Here is an 18,529-nt window from a genome sequence, read left to right as displayed (position 1 = left end):
CTGGGTATCCTCGCCCAGTTGCAGGGGGACTATCCCGAAGCCGAACACCGCTACCGACAAGCCCTCACCATCAACGAACAACTCGGCAACCGCGCCGGAATCGCCACTACGTATTCCGCTCTGGGGGATTTCGCGCTGGAGCGGAGCCAACTCACGGATGCGGTCCAGCTACACATCCAATCCTTGCTGCTTCGCGCACAAATGCATGTGCCAGAAGTGTCGAACAACCTGCACTCCCTGCGTCGGCTACGAGAACAGATGGGTCAGGACCACTTTCTCGCCAGGGTGTCCGAGCTGCTGGCCGCTGAGGACACCCAACAGCTGGAATCTTGGCTCGACTCACTCACCGACGAGTAAGCCGAACCCCGCAGGCATGGTGGTCGATTCGCTCGTCCGACCCAGTCGACCGAGTCCTCGGACCGCTTCTCTGCAACACACCTCGCCGAACAGGAACGCGGCACGCATCGTGAAACCGCCGCGGCCGAAGTTCACGCGGGCCTAGGCACCCATGCTCCTCGCCGCGGCCACGATCAAGCTGGCAGAAACCGACGCGAAAAGCCCGGAGCCAGCCACGGTTTGCGCCCCCAGGCCAACACTTGCCCGCTCAACGCAGGCCGCACCGGCCCGATCCGGCCGTAGTTCAACAACAGCGCGGTGACCGGTTCGATGCTCAGGCAGACATCGATCGGGCCGGTTTCGGCCGGGTCCACCGTGAGCGTTCCGCTGTCGAACCGGAAGACGTACCGCTTGAAGCCACGCAACCGGTATTCGTAAGTAGCCGTGTGTCCGCCACTCCGCATGGCATTCACCCACCCAGGAATCACCTGGGTCAAACCGTCCATGATCATCGGCACGTGCGCGGCCGTGATCGGCCACGGCTGTCCCAGCGTCCGCGCGATGTCGTAGCCGTGGACAACGAACTCACCGAGCAGCGTGCCGCGCGCTCGGCCCGCGCGGATGCGCTGACCGCCGTCGAACATCATCGTGCGCGGCTCGTCGCCGAATTCGGTGACGGTGGCGATTAGTTCGTCACCAGTTTCTGGGCCAGTTCGGCTGGGTCGCGCGTCGGCAACGTGCGGATTTGCGCCACGGCCGAGTGCCAGTTCCCGATAGCGCGACGGCACGCAGGACACGTGGCCGAGGACATCGACGATCGACCAGCCCGGTGTGCCGGTCACTTCGCGCTCGGGCGTCGAAGCTTTGCTCGCCAACTCCGCGAATCGACCGGCCATTTCACGCAGTGCTTCCGAAACCTGGTCCACTGCGGCCCCCTTTCGGCAGTAGCGTTCGAATCCGCTTCGTCGGCAACGTAATCGAATCCAGTCACACCGTCGAGGTCGGCGGACCGCCCGATGTCGTGACCTATTCCGCCGAACGAGAACGCGGTCCCCACCGCGAGATCCACACCCCGCCCACAGCGAACCCGCAGCTTTCGACGCGACAGTCCCACTGAGCGGAATTTCCCTGGCGGGACAATGTGAAACGCCTGCGCGTCTCTTTCGAGCGCGATACGTTCTGTGCTCATGAGACGCTCTGTTGCAGCTATCACCCTCGGCCTCACCATCACGGCCGCCGCCCCGATGTCCGCCGCGCAGGCCGGCACCGGCTCGTCCTCGTTGTCCGGTGGCACGGGCTCGTCGTCGCTGTCCGGTGGCACGGGCTCGTCATCGCTCTCCGGTGGCGGCGGCCTGCCACCGTACTCGCAGTGGATCACGGAGGTGCAGACGGTCGCCGCGCAGGCCAGGGACTATCTGGCCGGGCGACTGCCCGGCGCAACGCGCCCCGCCATCGTCCTCGACATCGACAACACCTCGCTGGAAACCCAATACAATCCGGGCCCCATCACGCCCGCCATGGCCCCGATCCTGCAGCTGGTGAAATGGGCCGAAACACAAGGCGCGGCAATCATTTTCGTCACCGGACGGCCCGCGCTCATGAACGTCTACACCCAGACCAACCTGACCGCTGTCGGATATCCGGTGGACGGGCTCTACGGCAGCCCGCTCACCACCCTGTCCGCGGGATCGACCGGGCTCCAGGAGTACAAGACCAACGCCCGTATCGACATCGAAGGCGACGGCTACACCATCGTCGCCAATATCGGTAACAGCCCTTCGGATCTCGCGGGCGGGCACGCCGAGAAGACCTTCAAACTACCCGACTACGACGGCAAGCTTTCCTGAGCGGAACGGTTTCGCGTCGGCGCGTTCAGTTGTCGGCGGCGCTCTCGAACCACACGAGAGTCCGGCCGGGTCGGTCGAAGACGCTCACGCACAGGCTGTTTCGATCGAAGATCCAGCCCTCGTCCCGGCAGCCCGACCAGTCGCCTGCGCGGCTGCGGTACAGCGACCACGCGTGTGCGGTCTCGAGATGACGGCGCACGTGGTCGCTGACCTCCTCGGCGGGCACCGCGCCCGCGGTCCCGATCTCGAAGGCGCGCAGGCAAATGGTCGAGGAGTTCCCGCCGCACCCTCGGTCCCCGTTCGCCAGCACGACGAGTCCATCGGGCAGCGGGAGCAGCGCCTCACTGGGCGGCACCGAGGCCCGCTGCCCCTTCATGACCCCGACCAAGGCGGCGGTGCCGAGCAGGCTGACAACGCAATACCCGACCACCAGAGCCCGCCCGGCACGGTTCAGCATCGAGAAATCGGCATCATCCGACCGATCGGACACCAGTCCCCACACCGCGACCGCCGTGTTCAGCACCACCAACACCACCATCGCGGTGATCGTCCCGGCGGGCAGCACCCACCCGAAAACGACCGCGTACTCCGCCGCGGCGATCACCGCCAGGACCGCGCCCACCCGGATCCGGCTGCGCGGCGTGCGCGCCGCGAACAACCAGCACAGCAAGGGAACGAGAAAGACCATTCGAAGCACAGTCGTCAGCCCAGGCTCCCGTGCCCGCCGTCGGTGACCTCGCCGCCGGCATCGGCCGTTGTCAGGACTTCGATCAGCTGGACAGCGAATTCCTCGGCGTCCGTGCGTATTCCGTTGTGCGCACCCGGAAATTCGACGACCTTGCGACCGAGCCGGGCGGCGATCTCCACGGCCGGGCGGTACGGCAGCGCGCCACGGCTGTCGCGACCCACCGCGGGCACCAGCCGATCCGCCACCCTAGCCAGTGCCGGGTAGTCCGGCAGGTAGGAGGTGAGGTTGCGCAGTTCGTGCTCGAACATGAGGGGTGCATTGGCCGCCAAACGGGCACGCAGCTCGGCGGTGCGCGGGGGGAGGTCCGTCATGTCCGGCGGCGGTTTCAGCTCTCCGCCCATCGCGGCCAGGAAGCGCATCGCGGCGGCGGCGACACCCTCGGTGTGTAGCAAGGTGTAGATGTCCTCGATCATGGCGCGATGCTCGTCGGCGTCCGAAAGCACTGCGAGACAAGGTGGTTCGTGGGCGACCAGTGTGCGGACCCGCTCGGGGTGACGGGCCAGCAGATCGAGGCAGACGATGGCGCCCGCGCTCGTGCCGAACACGAAGGCCAGCTCGTCGGTCAGATGAGTGAGCAGCCGATACGCGTCTTCGCTCTGCACCGAGACATGCTGGTCTTCGGGTCCGCCGTCGAGGCTGCTGCGGGAGTAGCCTCGCGGATCGAGCGCTACCACAGTGAACCGCTGCTCGAGTATTTCGGTCATCTCGTCGAAGACGCCCGCGTCCCCGCCGCCACCGGGAACCAGCAGCAGCAACGGGCCGCTCCCGCGCACCTCGTAGTACAGGGTCGCCCCGGGCACGGGCAGGGTCGCGGATTTCATCGGAGCATTCCCTTCTTTCTCGTGCACGGCCGCTGCGACCGCAGGTAGCTCACCCTGCCACAGAACAGGCGCCAACAGCCTTGTGCTGCATACTTTTCAGGGTGAGGAGGAGGTCGTTCCGGCGTCCACAGCAGCCGCTCCCCCGCCCTGCCCCATCTCGGCAGAATGGCCGTTGACCCAGGCGCGCAACGACATTGGGGGCATATCCCCAGCCCCGCGCGAACTCGGCGACAGCACTCTCGACCCGAAAGCTACAACGCCGCGATCTCGACAGGTCGATATGGAAGGCACTCGACGCACCCGGTGAACCCAATCGCGTCGCAGCAGGCATCGACGCGGCTACCCCGCCCCGCATACCTCCCGACCGTGCGGGCCCAAGGGAATGAACCGCAGCCAAGCTTGGACATCGAGTTAGGGCCGCGAGGAGACCTCGACCAGCCCGAACGCAAAGCTCGATTCACTAGCGAACGCCAGGCAAACTGGTGAAGAATGACCCCATGCGAACCGTGCTCATTCTCGGTGCCGGGTTCGGGGGGTTGGAGTTGGCCAGCCGCCTGTCGCGTTCGCTGGCCGACGAGGTCCGGGTCGTGCTGATCGACCGGAACGACTCCTTCACCTTCGGCTTCGCCAAGCTGGAGATCCTCTTCCGGGATGTCCCGCCGGAGCGCGTCCGCGTTCCCTACGCCAGGCTCGCTCATCCCGGAGTCGAGTTCCGCCGCGAGGAAGTCACCGCGATCGATCCGCGGACCCGCCGCGTCGTCACCGATTCGTCCGAATACGAACCGGACATTCTCGTCGTGGCGCTCGGGGCCGAGTACGACCCCGCCGCGACCCCGGGATTCGCCGAAGACGGATACGAGTACTACTCGATCGACGGCGCGTGCCGGTTGCGCGACCGGCTCGACAGCTTCGAGGGCGGCACCGTGCTCCTCGCGATCCTCAGCGTTCCGTTCAAGTGCCCTCCCGCGCCCTACGAGGGTGCGATGCTCCTGCACGAGAAGCTGGCCGGACGCGGTGTAGACGCGCGCATTCACATGATCAGCCCGATGGACTCGCCGATCCCGGTCTCGGCGGACACCTCCGCGGCACTCGTGGAGGCGATGAGCCTGCGCGGCATCGAGTACTCGCCAAGTCGCCAGGTCAGGGCTCTCGATCCGAGCCGCCACGTGGCGATCACCCGCGCGGGCGACCTCCCCTACGACCTGTTCATCGGGATACCGAAGCACCGAGTGCCCGCCGTCGTCGAAGCGTCCGGGCTGACCGAGGGCGGCGCGGACGGCTGGATCGCGGTCGACCCGCACACCCTGGAGACGCCGTACCCGGGCGTCTACGCACTCGGTGACTGCGCCGATGCCCCGGTCCCCCGGGCGGGCGTGTTCGCCGAGGACGCCGCCCGCACCGTCGCCGAGCGCATCGCGGCAACAGTGCGCGGGTCCGACTCGGCCGAGCAGTATCGTGGCCGCGGCGTATGCCACATCGAGTTCGGGGGCGGTCTGGTCGGCAAGGTCGACGCCGACTTTCTGTCGGGCCCCGCGCCGCTCGCGCCGTTCTCCGCGCCCTCGGTGGAGCTCGCGCGCGAGAAGGCCGACTCGGCCGCCGCCCGGCTGGATCGCTGGTTCCCGGGCCCTGCCCGCCAGAACTCGTAGGGTCGCTACTCAGCGCGGGGCGAGAAAGGATTCGCCGAGGACCCCGGCTGTACCGGATCCGTCCGACACCGGCGACTGAGATCGCGGCGCGCTACACCGGTGTCACCGGGCGAATTGTTCCGCGCCGGTGACACGGAGCAGGTCCAGAGTGGTGGCCTCCGGTGTACCGGGTGCGGCCGAGTAGACCACGACGGTTTGGTCGGCGTCCGGCACCTGAAGGATGTCGCAGTCGAGCGTGAGCGAGCCGAACACGGGGTGCTCGATGGTCAGGGTGGTTGCGCTGACCGTGCTGGAATATCCGGCGCGCCACAGGTCGTCGAATCGTGCGCTGCCGGACCGCAGTTCGGCGATGAGGTGGGCGAGGTCGGTATCGCCGGGGTAGCGGGCCTGCGCCGTACGCAAGCAGCCGACACAGTGAGCGGCCGTCCTGTCCTCGTCTTCCTCGGACAGTCGCACGCGACCGAGGCGTTCGCCGAGGAAGCGTTCGCGGAGGAGATTGTGCCGCGCCGAGCCCCGCGCAGAGAAGTCGCCCAGGAGCGTCTCGGCGAGCGGATTCCACGCCAGCACATCGGATTTGGCCGACAGCACCAGCGCAGGCAGATCGGACATGCGATCGAGGATCCGAAGCACACTGGGGCGCACCAGCATCGGGACGCGCCCGGCACGCGGCGGTTCCGCCCCGGCCAGCCGGAACACCAGGTTGCGGTCGTCGTCGCCGAGTCGCAGCGCGCGGGTCAACGCATTCAGTACCTGTGTGGACGGTTTCGGCCCGCGGCCCTGCTCGAGCCGGACCACGTAATCGACGCTGACACCCGCCAGCTGAGCGACCTCTTCCCGCCGCAGCCCTGGCACCTGCCTGCGCGATCCGACGGGGAGGCCGACGTCGGCCGGTTCGACCCGGGCGCGCGCGGTGCGGAGCACGGCGGCCAGTTCGGCTCTGTCCATGCTCCTATCGTGCCGCGCGATCCGACGGCCGGGGTGGTATCGCCGGTCCCATGCCCGAGCGGTCCTGGTGACCGGACGCAGAGTCCGCGACGCTGCGGGTATGGCATCGACGACAACCGCCCCGGCGGCACCCGACCGAGCCGAGGCGGCGACCAGCGCGCGAACGAGTCGGAAGTGGAGGCTGATCGGAGCTCTCGCGGCCCTGCTGGCGGTGCTGGCCGGGATCGTCGTCGCCGGGACATCGACACCGAAAGGAACCGAGAAAGTGAACGATCTCGGCGCATCGAGCACCGTGCTATCGATCGGACTACATCCCGGCGCTCTCGACTACAGCCGGATCCCCGGACTCGACGAGGCCACACTGACAGCGAGGATCGCGGCGGGCGAGCAGGCGCTGCGCGACGCTGGATTCGAGCTCGTGTCCTGCCTCGTCCCCGCGGAACCCGAGGCCGCCGAGTCCGTTCTGCGGGGGTGCGCCACCGCCGGGCCGTTCGGCGTCGTGATGATCGGCGCCGGGATCCGTGCCGGGCTCGAGCACACGCTGCTGTTCGAACGGATCGTCAACGCCGTCAACGAGATATCCCCCGGCGTCAGGTTCTGCTTCAACACCTCACCGGAAACCACCATCGACGCGATACGCCGGTGGGTGCGGCCTGGTCGTTAGTCCGGGGGATCCGCGCCCGCCCGGCGCAACCGCTCCGCCGCCTCCGCGGTCTCGCCGGGAGCACTCAACAGGTCGGCCAGAACGATCATGGCGGACCGTTGGCCGGCGTCGGCCGCTTTCCGCGCCCACACCTCCCCCGTGACTCGTTCCCCGCGGTCTCGCTCTGCTCGTACCCATGGGCCCACCGCGGCATCGGTCGAGCTCACGCCCCGCGGCCAACGCGGCTATCACCATGCCCACCGACTCCACTCCGCCGCACCCCCGGCACGAGTACCAAATGACCAGTGCCCCAACTGAACCAAAGTCTCGGCGCGACGGCAAGTGGAGCGCGGCGAGTGATTCGAGCACCGGCCGGATTCCCCCCGCGGGGCATAGAATCGGCCGCTCGTGCAATGGTGTGATGGCCCACATAGTCGATTTCGGTGCTCGCTGGCAATGAGAGCCGTCACATTTGCGCCAACTCGAAAAGGTTTGCCGCGCTTCACGATAGCGCCTCCGTTACCTAAACGAGGTGAAAAATTTCTTTGGTGCACTGGGATTCATCATCGAGATATGGTATAGCCCAATTCAATCAAAAAATACCGATAGGTTGGTTTGAATCACCATCCATCCATTCGGTGAACCAATCGTGAACAGCGAATTTTCTGATTGCCACCTACCGGCAGGTACGCGGCAGCCGATTTCGAGAAATATCCGTAACTCGAAATCGCAGCATCATTGTCCGAGACACCGGGTCGTCACGCCCGTTTCCCGAGGGTGATCTCACATGCCGACCACCGCATCGGTGATGATTAGCCACGTGATTGCCAACTATCGATACACGCTGTAAGACAGCGCTTTTCGCATTGCAGCCCGCACACCAGCGGTGTAGAGATTGGTCGAACGCACAACTGTGAACAGTGACAGTCGTGCCGAGTGACGAGATATGAGGCGTTACAGTTTTGGTTGTCGATATCGGAGGGCATGTGATCACGGTCTCGGCTATCGCCGAAACCTGCTCCGAACAGGTCAAAGTCAAGCTCTGGGCGGTGTCGTCAAAGACTCCGGCGGATGTTACTGCGTACGGCGGCACGCAAGGCCCGAGCGTAGCGGGAGGTCTCGAATGACTGTCCCGGATACGGTGTCCGAGCGCGTGCAAGAGCTGTTTCGCCACGGTTTACAGGTGGACGATATCGATCTCGATACGCCGTTGCTGGATTATGGCTTGGACTCGGTCCGCTCGGCCGAGATCATCATCGAACTGGAGCGCGCCTTCGGTGTGGAGATCTCCGACGAGGAGGCCTCGGTGCTGCACACCGCGCGCGACGTGGTCGAGTGCGTGACGAGCAAAACGAGCCACTCCGGGGTCGGGGCGGCGTAAACCCATGGCCCCGAGAGCACAAGACCACGATATGACGCCGGCCGGTCCGGATGTCGAGGCGACGCAGTTGTTCGACGACTTCGCACGGCACAACCGGCCCGGACTGGCGCGGCTCCTGCGCGCCTGCCACCTGGATGTGGTGTACGCAGGCGCCGAAGGCGACCACCTGATCCGCGCGGACGGTACGCGCGTGCTCGACATGGTCGGCGGCTTCGGCGCGGCGCTGTTCGGACACAATCATCCGGCGCTGGTCCGGGTGGCCACGGCGCGGTTGAACCAGCAGACGCCGTTCGTCTCGCAGGGCAGCGTCCGGCCGGGCGCTTCCCGTCTAGCACATCGGCTTTCGGACATGGTCGGGGCGAGCACCGGGCGCGAGTACGTGGTGACGTTCGGATCCACCGGCGCCGACGCGGTCGAGGCCGCCGTCCGGCACGCGACCGTCGCGCACGCCCGCAGGCTCGCCGAGTTGCGCACCGAACTGCGACGCACGCTGCGCCTGCTCCACCGCGACGGACTGCACACGGTACGACCGGCCCCGAGCCCGGGATCCGGCCGAGAAGACGGTGAAGTCCGTTCGGCGGCAGCGATTCTCGAAGACTCACTCCGTGTCGTCGAGGAGGTCGAGCGGCGCGGACCCGTCTTCGTTTCGCTGGCGAACGCCTTCCACGGCAAGACGGCGGGCGCGTTCGCGCTCACCGAGCAGGCCGATACGCCCGCGGACCTGGTGGTTCCCGGTCCCGAGCGGCACAAACTCGACACCTGGACGCCCGGCGACGTGGTCGAGGCGTTCGCGCAGGAACTGCGGCCGGTGGGCAGGATCAGCGTGGACGCCGCCGGACGGCCGGTGTTGTCCCGGACATCCGTCTCCCCGATCGCGGCGATCTTCGCCGAACCGATTCAGGGCGAGGGCGGGGTCCGCGAGGTCCCAGCCGAGACACTGCGCGCCCTGCGCGAACTCGCGGACCGCCACGACGCCGCACTGGTTTTCGACGAGATCCAGTCCGGCATGGGCCGCACCGGCACCTTCCTGGCTTCCACGCCGTCGGGGGTCGCCGCGGACTACTACCTGCTGTCCAAATCGCTCGGCGGCGGCCTGGTGAAGATCTCGGCGCTACTGGTGGACCGCGCCGGAGCGGTGTCGGACTTCGGCCGGTATCACACCTCGACCTTCGCCGACGACGAGCTCTCCTGCTCGGTCGCGGAGGCCGCGCTGGACCTGCTGCGCGACAACCAGATTCGTATCAGCGACACCGGCGCACGGCTGCGGGCCCGCTTGGAAGCGGTCGTGCGACGCAGCCCGCGGGTGCTGGCGGGCGTGCGCGGACGCGGACTGTTGCAGGGCATCGAACTGATCCCGCCCACCCCGGAATCGGCACTGCTGCGCGAGATCTGCGAACCGGACATGTTCGGCTACGTGGTCGCGGGCTACCTGCTGCACACCCACGGGATCCGGATGCTGCCCACGCTGTCCGCGCCCACCACGCTGCGGCTGCAACCGTCCGCATTCATCGCCGAGTCCGATCTGGCCCGTCTCGAAGCCGCATTGGACGAGCTGGCCGATCTGCTGGACCGCGGCGACCTTGCCACGCTGCTCGCTCACCTAGCCGTTCCGGTCACCACGAAATGGCCGGTGCCGGAACGCAAACCGCTGCCCGAGCGGCGTACCGCCGCGGTAGCGCGGGAGTACGACGCCCCGAACCGCGTGGTCTTCCTCGCGAATCTGCCGGAGTCGGCCGATCTGCGCCGGTTCGCACCGGAACTGGCCGAATGGTCGGACGCGCAGTTCGCCGCGCTGTTCGAGCGGATGCGCGGAGTGGCCGAACCCTTCGAGCTGACCAGGCAACTGGTCACCTCCCCCACCGGCGCCACGGTCGAGGTTTGTCTGATCGCGGTGCCGATCTCCGCCGAACAGATCATCGAATGCCAGCGGTCCGGCCACCGCGCCTGGCTGCGCGATCTGGTGCTGGAGGCCGTCGAACAGGCGATCACGTTGGGCGCCAGCGTCATCGGGCTCGGCGGTTACACCTCCATCGTCACCAACGCCTCCCGCGATGTGGTGGAGGACGCGGTCACGGTGACCTCCGGGAACTCGCTCACCGCCGCCTGCGCCTACGACGTGGTGGTCGATGAGCTGGCCCGGCTCGCGCCCGGGCAACGGCGCGTCGGCATCCTCGGCGCGGTCGGCAATATCGGCGCGGTCATGGCGGAACTGGTCGCGCCGCACGCCGATGCGATCACGTTGGTGGGACGGCCGGGCTCGGCGAGCCGCCTGCACCGGGTCGCGGAACGGCTCGTCCCGATCGCGCAGGCCGTGGAGGTCAGCGAGGACATGGCCGCGCTGCGGGATTGCCGCATCGTGCTCACCGCGACCAATTCCGCGGTCCCGCTGGTCACCGCGGACCTGCTGGCCGCCGACCATCCGGTGCTGGTGTGCGATCTCGCGGTCCCCGGCGATGTGGATCCCACCGTCGCCGAACGCCCGAATGTCACCCTGGTCTCCGGTGGACGCATGGCGTTGCCGCTCGGCCAGACACCCCCCTTCCCCGAAACCGGATTGCCCCCCGGCGTGGTCTACGCCTGCATGGCCGAGACCCTGCTGCTCGGCTTCGAGCCCGGCACCGCGAGTCCCTCGTACGGCGGACTCACCGTCGCGGGCGTGCACGCCGCTCGCGAACTGGCGGCTCGTCACGAGGTGCGCCCGGTTCTGCTTCCGACAGGAGCCCTCACCGTGTCCGACAGCCCGACACCCGCGCCGATGTTCCTCGGTGCGGCGGATTTCGCTCCCGAACAAGCCGGCGGCAAGGCCGGCACCCTGCACGAACTGATCGTCGCGGGCTTCGAGGTGCCGCCCGGGTTCGTGGTGCCCGCGGACCTCGAGCTCGACGCGATCGGCGACGACGACCTCGCCCGCTGGGTGCAGGCGCTGGGCGGATTCCCGGTCGCCGCTCGCTCCAGCGGTGTCCTGGAGGATCTCGACGACGCCAGCTTCGCCGGACAGTACGAGTCCTACCTCGACATCACCGAGGTCTCGGCGCTGCGCGAGTACATCGGGCAGTGCCGTGACTCGGTGCACAACGACCGGGTCCGTACCTACCTGGCCAAGCACGGCTACACCGAGGCGAAGGCCTCGGTGGCGGTGCTGGTGCAGCGGATGGTCGACGCCCGGTATGCCGGTGTGGGTTTCAGCATCGACGCGCTCACCGGCATCGAGGAGCACGCCGTCGTCGAATGCTGCGTGGGTCTCGGTGAACGACTGGTCTCGGGCCAGTTGACACCCACGCGGTACACGCTGCGCCTCGTCGACGGCGCGGTCGTCGAGCGGGACGCGGGCGGTGAGGATGTCGAGCTGGAGCCTGCCACCACCGCCGAGCTGGCCGCCCTGATGCTGGCCGTGCAGGCGTACCGGCACCGCCCGCAGGACATCGAATGGGCCATCGACGCCGCTGGCAAGCTGTGGCTGCTGCAGGCGCGCGCGATCACCGCGATCACCTGGCGGACCGACATCGACCAGTTCTCCGATGCGGACCTGCGCGACGGCGGCGTCTCGGCGCGCGTCTGCACGCCGATGATGTTCTCGCTGTACGACAACGCTTTTCAGCATTCGATGCAGCGGTTCTTCGAACGGTTGAAGCTCGCCGATCCCGGGCCGGAAGCGGACTGGATGGCGATGTACTACGGCCGCGCCTACTGGAATGTCAGCGCGGTGAAGAACTGCTTCTTCAAGATTCCGGGTTTCGACGAGCAGCACTTCGACGACGACCTCGGCGTGCTCAACGACTACGGACCGGAAGGGCCGCACCGCACCCCGACCTCCGCCAAGACCATCGCCAAGGCGCTGCCCGCGGCGCTGGCCGTCCAGCAGAGCTATCGCGACCAGCTGGCCGCGGTGGACGCCTTCGCGGCGGAATGGCCCGCGAAGCACGCGCTCTGGCGCGAACGAGCCGGTGTCCTGTCGCAGACCGACGACGCCACCTTCGCCGCCGACCTGACCGACTGCCTGCTCACCTTCCACGCGACCACCGAACGCACCTACTTCACCACCATCTACAACAACTCCAGCGTGCAAACCGACTTCAAGCAGCTGCTGGACAAGGTCGACGCGGCGACGGAGGGATCGACCTCGGCCATCGACCTGATGGGCGGTCTCGCCGATATCAGCCACATGCAGTTGCAGCGCGGCATCGTCGAATTGCACCGGGTGGCAAGCGAACACGGGCTGGACGGCGCCGAATGGGATGCGGCGCTGGCAGAGTTCGTCCGCGAGCAGGGCTTCCATGCCGACGCCGAGCTCGATCTGACCTGCCCGCGCTGGTCCGAGGCTCCCGAGCGGGTACGCTCGATGATCGCGGTGATGCTCGAACACGGCACGGCGCCTGCGGATCCGGACGTCACCCTGGTGGAGCAGCGCAAGCGCTACGAGACCGAGCTGGCCGCGCTGCGCGGCCGGGTGCGCGGCAAGGCGATGACCCGGGTGAAGTACGCGAAGGCCGTGGACAAGCATGTCGAGCGGATGCGGCGCTACCTCGTCGCGCGCGAACGGATGCGGGAATTCTCCTCGCAGTGCTACGCGATCGTGCGGGCCTACGTGGTGGAGGCAGGCGCCCGGCTGGCCGCGGCGGGCACGCTCGAGTATGCCGACGACGCGTTCCAGCTGGACATCCACGAGCTGAGCGATCTGGTCGCGGGTCGCGTCGAGATCACCGAGCTGGCGCCCCGAATCGCCTATCGCCGTGCGCTGTACGCCGGCTACCGGGATCTGACACCGCCGCACGAACTCGGCGGCGGAGTCACCGTCGGGGCGGTGCGCGCCATCGGCGACGGCGATCTCACCGGGCTGGGCTGCAGCCCCGGCATCGCCGAGGGCACCGCGCGGGTGATCACCTCGCTGGCCGATATCGATCAGCTCCGCGAGGGCGACATCCTGGTCACCCGTTTCACCGACCCGGGGTGGACTCCGGCACTCGGCTTGGTGGCCGCCGTGGTCACGGAGGTGGGCGGAATGCTCTCGCACGCCGCCGTCATCGGGCGCGAATACGGGATTCCCGCCGTGCTGAATGTCGCGGGCGCGACCAGTGCGGTGCGCTCGGGCCAGCGCATCCGGGTCGACGGCAGCGCGGGAGTGATCAGCGTGCTCGACACGCCGACGCCGGACGCTGGTTCAGCGGCGACCATGGCCGAGGTGCTGGACTCCGAGCCCGACAGGACCGAAAAGGCGGACAACACAGGCGAATCCACGCCTGCGACAGCGACCACATCCGACGTTCCCGCCGATGTCGTCGCACCCCCCGCAGAACCAACCCGCCCGGCGCCTTCGCGCCCGGCGCCGAGAAGGGATGAACCACTGACCGCACGCAAACGCCTGATCTGCATCGCGGGGGGCGACGGCTCGGGCAAGACCACGCAGGTGGCACGCATCGCCGCGGAGTTCGAGGCCCAGGGCCAGAGCGTCGCCGCGGTCACGATCTGGGACGCCTTCCTGGATCCGAAGGTCTCCTCGAAGCTGCCGTGGAGCAGCCCCTCCGAGATCTACGGCTACCTGAAGCTGCTCACGCCGTTGAGCCGCGCGCACTTCCTGTTCCACGCCATGCAGTTGTCGTTCGACCTGGCCGCCGCACGCGGCGTCGACATCGTCCTCGCGAACGCGTACTGGTACAAGTACTACGCCACCGAGGTCGCGCACGGCGGTGATCCCGCGGTGTTGCGTCAGCTCACCGCCGGGTTCCCGGAGCCGGACCGCACCTTCTATCTGACGGTCAGCCCGCAGGATGCGTTGGGGCGCAAGCAGTTGCGCAGCGACTACGAGAGCGGCTACGGGGACGAGAGTGTGTTCCTCGACTTCCAGCAGCGCAGCCACGAGGCGCTCGAAGAGCTGGCGGAGGAGCTGGCGTGGGTCCGCTTGGACGGCACCGCCGCGCCCGCCGAGATCACCAAGGCCGTGCTGGCCCAGCTGCGGGAGGACGACCGGTGACCCGCCGCGTCGCCATCGTCGGCATCGACGGCGCGGGCAAGTCGTCGGTCATGGCGCGGCTTCGCGAGCTGGCCCCGGCCGGCGATCACGCCGCGTTCGCGTCGATGACCTGCCCGGACTTCCACAACACCCGCGACGTTCCGCTCACCGATTTGTCCAAGCAGCTCAAGGCCTTCAGCGTCGGATGCGACGAGATCTCCAGCCTGGAGATGAAGGCCACCGCCATGTACCTGCAGATGACGCTGTTCGGTCCGGTGGAGCGGCACTTCCTGGACACCTGGGCCCCGGACGTCCTCGTCTTCGAGCGGCATCCGCTGATCGAACTGCTGGTCTACGGCCCGCTCTACGTGGCGCTCGCACGCCCCGAATGGGACGGCCACGACCGCGAAGCCGAGATCGCCGCGGTCCTGGAACGGCATCGCCCCGGCACCTTCGACGACATCCTGGCCTGGCAGCGCTCGGAGTCCAGCCGACTCGGTAGCGCACCCGATATCTGGCTGCTGCTCTCGGAGATCGCCGACCTGGTCGGCCGTGAGATCACCGCCTCGGTAGCGGGTTTCGCGGCCCGCTTCCGCACCACGCTGCCGGATGCCGTGCTGTGGCTCGACGTCCCGCCCGAGCAGGCGGCCGCTCGCTGCGCGGAACGCTCCGCGGGCGGCGTCAAGGAGGCGCACGAAACCGCGGAACGCCTCACCGCCCTGCGCGAGGGCTATCTCCGGGTGCGTGACACCCTCGCCGCCGCCTACCCACACGTCGGCTTCCATCGCATCGACACCGGCGACGGCGTCGACCTGGACGAGTCCGTTCGCACCTGCGTCACGGAAGGAAAACTCTTCGGATGAGTGCACAAACCGGTACCACCGCCGAGATCGAGGCGCGGGTGCGCGCCATCGTCGGCGAGGTGCTGTGGGTGGCGGCCGACGACATCGACGCCGCCGCGCAGTTGATCGACTACGGGCTGGACTCACCGACCGCCATCGAGCTGACCATTCAGCTGGAACGGGCTTTCGGCGTCGATATTCCCGAAGACGCTGCGGCACAGTTGAATACGGTCGCCGAGATCGTCGAGTACGTGCGGGCCGAGTCGTGACCCAACGGCTGGAACCGCGGTATCCGAGCATCGTGCACGCACTGCTCGCGAACGCCGAACGCGGAGCGGAGGGCGCGCGGACCGTTTTCGTCTCGGAGCGCGGCGTCGACGACGAACACACTTGGCGGCACGATGATCTCGCGCTCGCCGCGGGACGGGCCGCGGCCGCGCTGGCCGATGCCGGGGTGCGGGCCGGGGATCGGGTGGTGCTGTCGCTGCCCACCTCCCCGGAGTTCGTCACCGCGTTCTTCGGCGCCTTGGTGCTCGGCGCGGTGCCCACGGCGGTGGCGACGCCCGGTGGTTTCGGCTCGGCGGAACTGTTCTACGAGAAGTTCCACCGGCTGATCGCCTACCTCGAGCCACGGGCGGTCGTCGCGGGCGCGCCCGTGCTGGCGGCGTCCCAGCTCCCGGCGGACGCGGCGGGCATCGATGGTGCGGTACTGCACGCGGTGGCCCTGTCCCCGGACTCGCCCGCGCTGGCGCCACGGCTCCCCGAGCCCGGCGACTTGGCCTTCATTCAGGCCACGTCGGGCTCCACCGGGACGCCGAAGGGGGTGCAGATCACCCACGCCAATCTGGCCGCGAACTGCGAGCAGATCGCGCTCGCGGCGGCGATGGGACCGGGCGACACCTGGGTGGGCTGGCTCCCGCTGCACCACGACATGGGATTGATCGGCGGGTTCCTCACCCCCATGTTCCGCGGCATCGATGCCGTGCTGATGCCGCCGAGCCGATTCCTGCGCAGCCCGGGCGACTGGCTGCGCACGGTCAGCAAGTATCACGGAACATTCACCGCCGCACCGAATTTCGCCTACGGCTATGCGGCGGCTCGGGTGACCGACGAGGAATTGGCCGGGGTGGATCTGTCGAGCTGGCGGTTCCTGTTCTGCGGGGCGGAGCCGATCCACCCGCCCACTGTGCAGCGCTTCGTGGATCGTTTCGGCGCCTGGGGTCTTCCGTCGGACGCGCTGGTGCCCTGCTACGGCATGGCGGAAGCGTCGCTGGCCGTGACCGTCGCGCGGCCACACGCTCCGGTCGCCTACGATTCGGTCTCCCGTCGCGCCCTCACCGGAAGCGGTGCGGTGCTGGATGTTTCGGACGACGACCCGGACGCGATGCAGATCGTGGACTGCGGCGAGCCGGTGCTGGGCACCGAGGTGCGCATCGTCGACGGTGATGGCGCACCGTGCGGCGGGGATACCGTCGGGCGCATCCAGTTCCGTGGCCCGTCGACCACCGTCGGCTACTTCCGGCTCCCCGGCGTCACCGCGTCCGCGAGCACCGACGGCTGGTGGGACACCGGCGATATCGGGTATCTGCGTGCGGGCAGGCTGCGCATCACGGGCAGGCAGAAGGACCTGATCATCATCCGCGGCGCGAACTACCTGCCCACCGATTTCGAGATCGCCGCCGAGCAGGTGGGCGGCGTGCGGCTCGGCGGGGTCGCGGCGGTCGGGTACGCCGACGCCGCTGGTCTGTCGGAGGAACTGCACCTCATCGTCGAATCCGGGCTCGCCGCAAGCGAACACGAGGCGCTGCGGCGCGCGGTGCGCGTCGCGGTGAGCAAGCGGACCGGGGTGCTCGCCGCGGACGTCCGGGTGGTGCCGCCGCGCAGCATCCCCAAGACCACCAGCGGGAAGGTGCAGCGCGCGGAAGCCCGCCGCCTGTTCGTCGAGCCGGCCGTGCCGGAACTCGTCGACGCGGGAGGTGCGGCATGACCGGCCGCGCTCTCGCAGGTCCGGCGCTGCGGCATCCGCTCGGCGCCTACCTCGACTACCGCGCCGACCCGCTGACCCTGTTCTACGAGCAGGCCGTCGCGCACGGCGGCAGTGTGCGGCTGCGGCTCGTGCACCAGCAACTGCACCTGCTGGTGGATCCGGACCACATCAACCAGGTACTGGTGACGAATGCGGCGAAATACGCCAAGGGCATCAGCTACCAGAGCCTCAACTACCTGCTCGGCCCCGGCCTGCTGACCAGCGGCGGCGAACTGTGGAAACGCCAGCGCGCGTTGATCAAACCGGCGTTCGCGCGCAGGCACGTGGACACCGAGATTCCGCTGATGATCGCCTGCGGGCAGCGGATGCTGGAACGGCTGGACAAGCGCGCCGCCGACGGAACGGCCTTCGATCTGGTGCCCGAGGTGATGGGTTTCGCGGCGGATGTGGTGTGCCGCGCGACCATGGGCGCGGACATCGACGGTGTGCTGCCGCAGATCGAGGACGACGTGCGCGAGGGCGTCTCCTGGGTGATGCAGCACATGGCCGCACCGATCCAGATCCCGCCGAACGTACCGACCCCGGCCAATCGGCGCTTCCGCGGCGTGCTGAACCGCTTGCACCGGGTCGTCGACGACGTCATCCAGGGTCACCGTGCCGCCGCGGCGGGTGCGCCCGATTCGCTGCTCAGCCGCCTGCTCGTGGCTCGCGACGACGCGGGCCACGCCATGGACGACGAACAGCTGCGGCACGAGGTGCTCACCTTCCTGTTGGCCGGGCATGAGACCACCGGCGGCGCGCTGGCCTGGACCGTCTACGAGCTGTGCCGCAATCCTGCTGTGCTGGAACGAGTTCGGACCGAGATCGATGCGGCGCTCGGTACCGGCGACGTGGCGGGCGCGTTGCCCGCGCTGGAGCTGACCGGCCGGGCCATCGACGAGTCGATGCGGCTGCACCCACCGGCATGGGCATTCAGCCGCACCGCGCTCGAGGCCGACAGTTTCGACAGCTTCGACCTGGAACCGGGCGCGATCGTGGTGATCAGCCCGTTCGTCAACCACCGCTTCCCGGACTTCTGGGACTCCCCGTTGACGTTCGATCCGGACCGATTCACCAAGGAGCGCAACCGGGCTCGTTCCTCGTTCAGCTACTTCCCGTTCGGCTGGGGCGCGCACCTGTGCGTCGGCCAGCACATGGCGCTGACCGAACTGCGCGTCGGCCTGGCGATGCTGTTGTCGCGATACGACATCGAACTGGTGAACGGCCTGCGGGTGCGAGAGAACCCCGAGATCTCCAACACGCCCGACCCGGTGCTGGTGCGACTGACGCGGCGCGAGCCCGCGGTCTCGGCCGCCGACAGCATGGCGGAGTCGGCCCGATGAGCGC

The 18,529-nt window shown here is 68.2% G+C and carries 14 protein-coding genes; 10 read left to right on the top strand and 4 right to left on the bottom strand.

All coding sequences use genetic code 11. The annotated features are described in order from the left end of the window. A partial coding sequence (locus NL1_RS03410; RefSeq protein WP_156094637.1) for a tetratricopeptide repeat protein occupies positions 1-357 on the top strand: 357 nt, incomplete at its 5' end. 173 nt (positions 358-530) lie between these two features. Here NL1_RS03410 and NL1_RS03405 read toward each other — a convergent pair. Further along, positions 531-1,262: a DinB family protein gene (locus NL1_RS03405; RefSeq protein WP_218024346.1), complete on the bottom strand. Its 732-nt coding sequence runs from the start codon at positions 1,260-1,262 to the stop codon at positions 531-533. 261 nt (positions 1,263-1,523) lie between these two features. On the opposite strand from NL1_RS03405, the gene NL1_RS03400 reads away from it, so the two are divergent. Then, on the top strand, positions 1,524-2,183 hold the full coding sequence (locus NL1_RS03400) for an HAD family acid phosphatase (RefSeq protein ID WP_067834166.1): 660 nt from the start codon (positions 1,524-1,526) through the stop codon (positions 2,181-2,183). Positions 2,184-2,208: 25 nt separating this feature from the next. Here the strand turns inward: NL1_RS03400 and NL1_RS03395 are convergent, their stop codons facing one another. Continuing rightward, positions 2,209-2,871 carry a TMEM165/GDT1 family protein gene (locus tag NL1_RS03395; RefSeq protein WP_156094636.1) on the bottom strand — a complete coding sequence of 221 codons (663 nt, stop codon included), beginning with the start codon at positions 2,869-2,871 and terminating at the stop codon, positions 2,209-2,211. Positions 2,872-2,885: 14 nt separating this feature from the next. Then, positions 2,886-3,752 (bottom strand): alpha/beta fold hydrolase, encoded by an 867-nt coding sequence (locus tag NL1_RS03390; RefSeq protein WP_067834164.1) that lies wholly within the window; start codon positions 3,750-3,752, stop codon positions 2,886-2,888. Between the two features lie 497 nt (positions 3,753-4,249). Here NL1_RS03390 and NL1_RS03385 point away from each other — a divergent pair, with 497 nt between their 5' ends. Next, on the top strand, positions 4,250-5,398 hold the full coding sequence (locus tag NL1_RS03385) for an NAD(P)/FAD-dependent oxidoreductase (protein ID WP_067834192.1): 1,149 nt from the start codon (positions 4,250-4,252) through the stop codon (positions 5,396-5,398). A gap of 102 nt (positions 5,399-5,500) precedes the next feature. Here NL1_RS03385 and NL1_RS03380 read toward each other — a convergent pair whose 3' ends face one another. Further along, positions 5,501-6,343 carry a helix-turn-helix transcriptional regulator gene (locus tag NL1_RS03380; RefSeq protein ID WP_067834163.1) on the bottom strand — a complete coding sequence of 281 codons (843 nt, stop codon included), beginning with the start codon at positions 6,341-6,343 and terminating at the stop codon, positions 5,501-5,503. A gap of 100 nt (positions 6,344-6,443) precedes the next feature. On the opposite strand from NL1_RS03380, the gene NL1_RS03375 reads away from it, so the two are divergent. The 7 genes from NL1_RS03375 (at position 6,444) to NL1_RS03345 (ending at position 18,525) form a co-directional block, all read left to right on the top strand. Next, positions 6,444-7,007, top strand: coding sequence for a hypothetical protein (locus tag NL1_RS03375; RefSeq protein WP_218024345.1), 564 nt, complete (start codon positions 6,444-6,446; stop codon positions 7,005-7,007). Between the two features lie 1,120 nt (positions 7,008-8,127). Further along, a complete protein-coding gene (locus NL1_RS38060) occupies positions 8,128-8,367 on the top strand; it encodes an acyl carrier protein (protein WP_067834161.1) in 240 nt (79 codons plus the stop codon). A 31-nt stretch (positions 8,368-8,398) separates the two neighbouring features. After that, on the top strand, positions 8,399-14,335 hold the full coding sequence (locus NL1_RS03365; RefSeq protein WP_067834159.1) for an aminotransferase class III-fold pyridoxal phosphate-dependent enzyme: 5,937 nt from the start codon (positions 8,399-8,401) through the stop codon (positions 14,333-14,335). Then, complete coding sequence (locus tag NL1_RS03360) at positions 14,332-15,177, top strand: hypothetical protein (RefSeq protein WP_067834157.1); 846 nt, start codon at positions 14,332-14,334, stop codon at positions 15,175-15,177. Before NL1_RS03365 ends, NL1_RS03360 begins: the two co-directional genes overlap by 4 nt. Further along, a complete protein-coding gene (locus NL1_RS03355) occupies positions 15,174-15,425 on the top strand; it encodes an acyl carrier protein (protein ID WP_067834155.1) in 252 nt (83 codons plus the stop codon). Before NL1_RS03360 ends, NL1_RS03355 begins: the two co-directional genes overlap by 4 nt. Beyond that, a complete protein-coding gene (locus NL1_RS03350; protein WP_067834153.1) occupies positions 15,422-17,143 on the top strand; it encodes a fatty acyl-AMP ligase in 1,722 nt (573 codons plus the stop codon). The genes NL1_RS03355 and NL1_RS03350 overlap by 4 nt, the downstream gene beginning before the upstream one ends. After that, a complete protein-coding gene (locus tag NL1_RS03345) occupies positions 17,140-18,525 on the top strand; it encodes a cytochrome P450 (RefSeq protein ID WP_067834151.1) in 1,386 nt (461 codons plus the stop codon). Before NL1_RS03350 ends, NL1_RS03345 begins: the two co-directional genes overlap by 4 nt. The last annotated feature ends 4 nt before the right edge of the window (positions 18,526-18,529 follow it).

The organism is Nocardia lijiangensis NBRC 108240 (assembly GCF_001613045.1).
GTDB lineage: Bacteria > Actinomycetota > Actinomycetes > Mycobacteriales > Mycobacteriaceae > Nocardia > Nocardia lijiangensis.
This window is presented reverse-complemented; position numbering and strand designations above follow the sequence as displayed.

Excerpts from the sequence above, each read along its gene's own strand:
- NL1_RS03400 (WP_067834166.1), top strand. The coding sequence starts at position 1,524 with ATGAGACGCTCTGTTGCAGCTATCACCCTCGGCCTCACCATCACGGCC.
- NL1_RS03395 (WP_156094636.1), bottom strand. The coding sequence starts at position 2,871 with ATGGTCTTTCTCGTTCCCTTGCTGTGCTGGTTGTTCGCGGCGCGCACG.
- NL1_RS03390 (WP_067834164.1), bottom strand. The coding sequence starts at position 3,752 with ATGAAATCCGCGACCCTGCCCGTGCCCGGGGCGACCCTGTACTACGAG.
- NL1_RS03385 (WP_067834192.1), top strand. The coding sequence starts at position 4,250 with ATGCGAACCGTGCTCATTCTCGGTGCCGGGTTCGGGGGGTTGGAGTTG.
- NL1_RS03380 (WP_067834163.1), bottom strand. The coding sequence starts at position 6,343 with ATGGACAGAGCCGAACTGGCCGCCGTGCTCCGCACCGCGCGCGCCCGG.
- NL1_RS03375 (WP_218024345.1), top strand. The coding sequence starts at position 6,444 with ATGGCATCGACGACAACCGCCCCGGCGGCACCCGACCGAGCCGAGGCG.
- NL1_RS03365 (WP_067834159.1), top strand. The coding sequence starts at position 8,399 with ATGACGCCGGCCGGTCCGGATGTCGAGGCGACGCAGTTGTTCGACGAC.
- NL1_RS03355 (WP_067834155.1), top strand. The coding sequence starts at position 15,174 with ATGAGTGCACAAACCGGTACCACCGCCGAGATCGAGGCGCGGGTGCGC.
- NL1_RS03345 (WP_067834151.1), top strand. The coding sequence starts at position 17,140 with ATGACCGGCCGCGCTCTCGCAGGTCCGGCGCTGCGGCATCCGCTCGGC.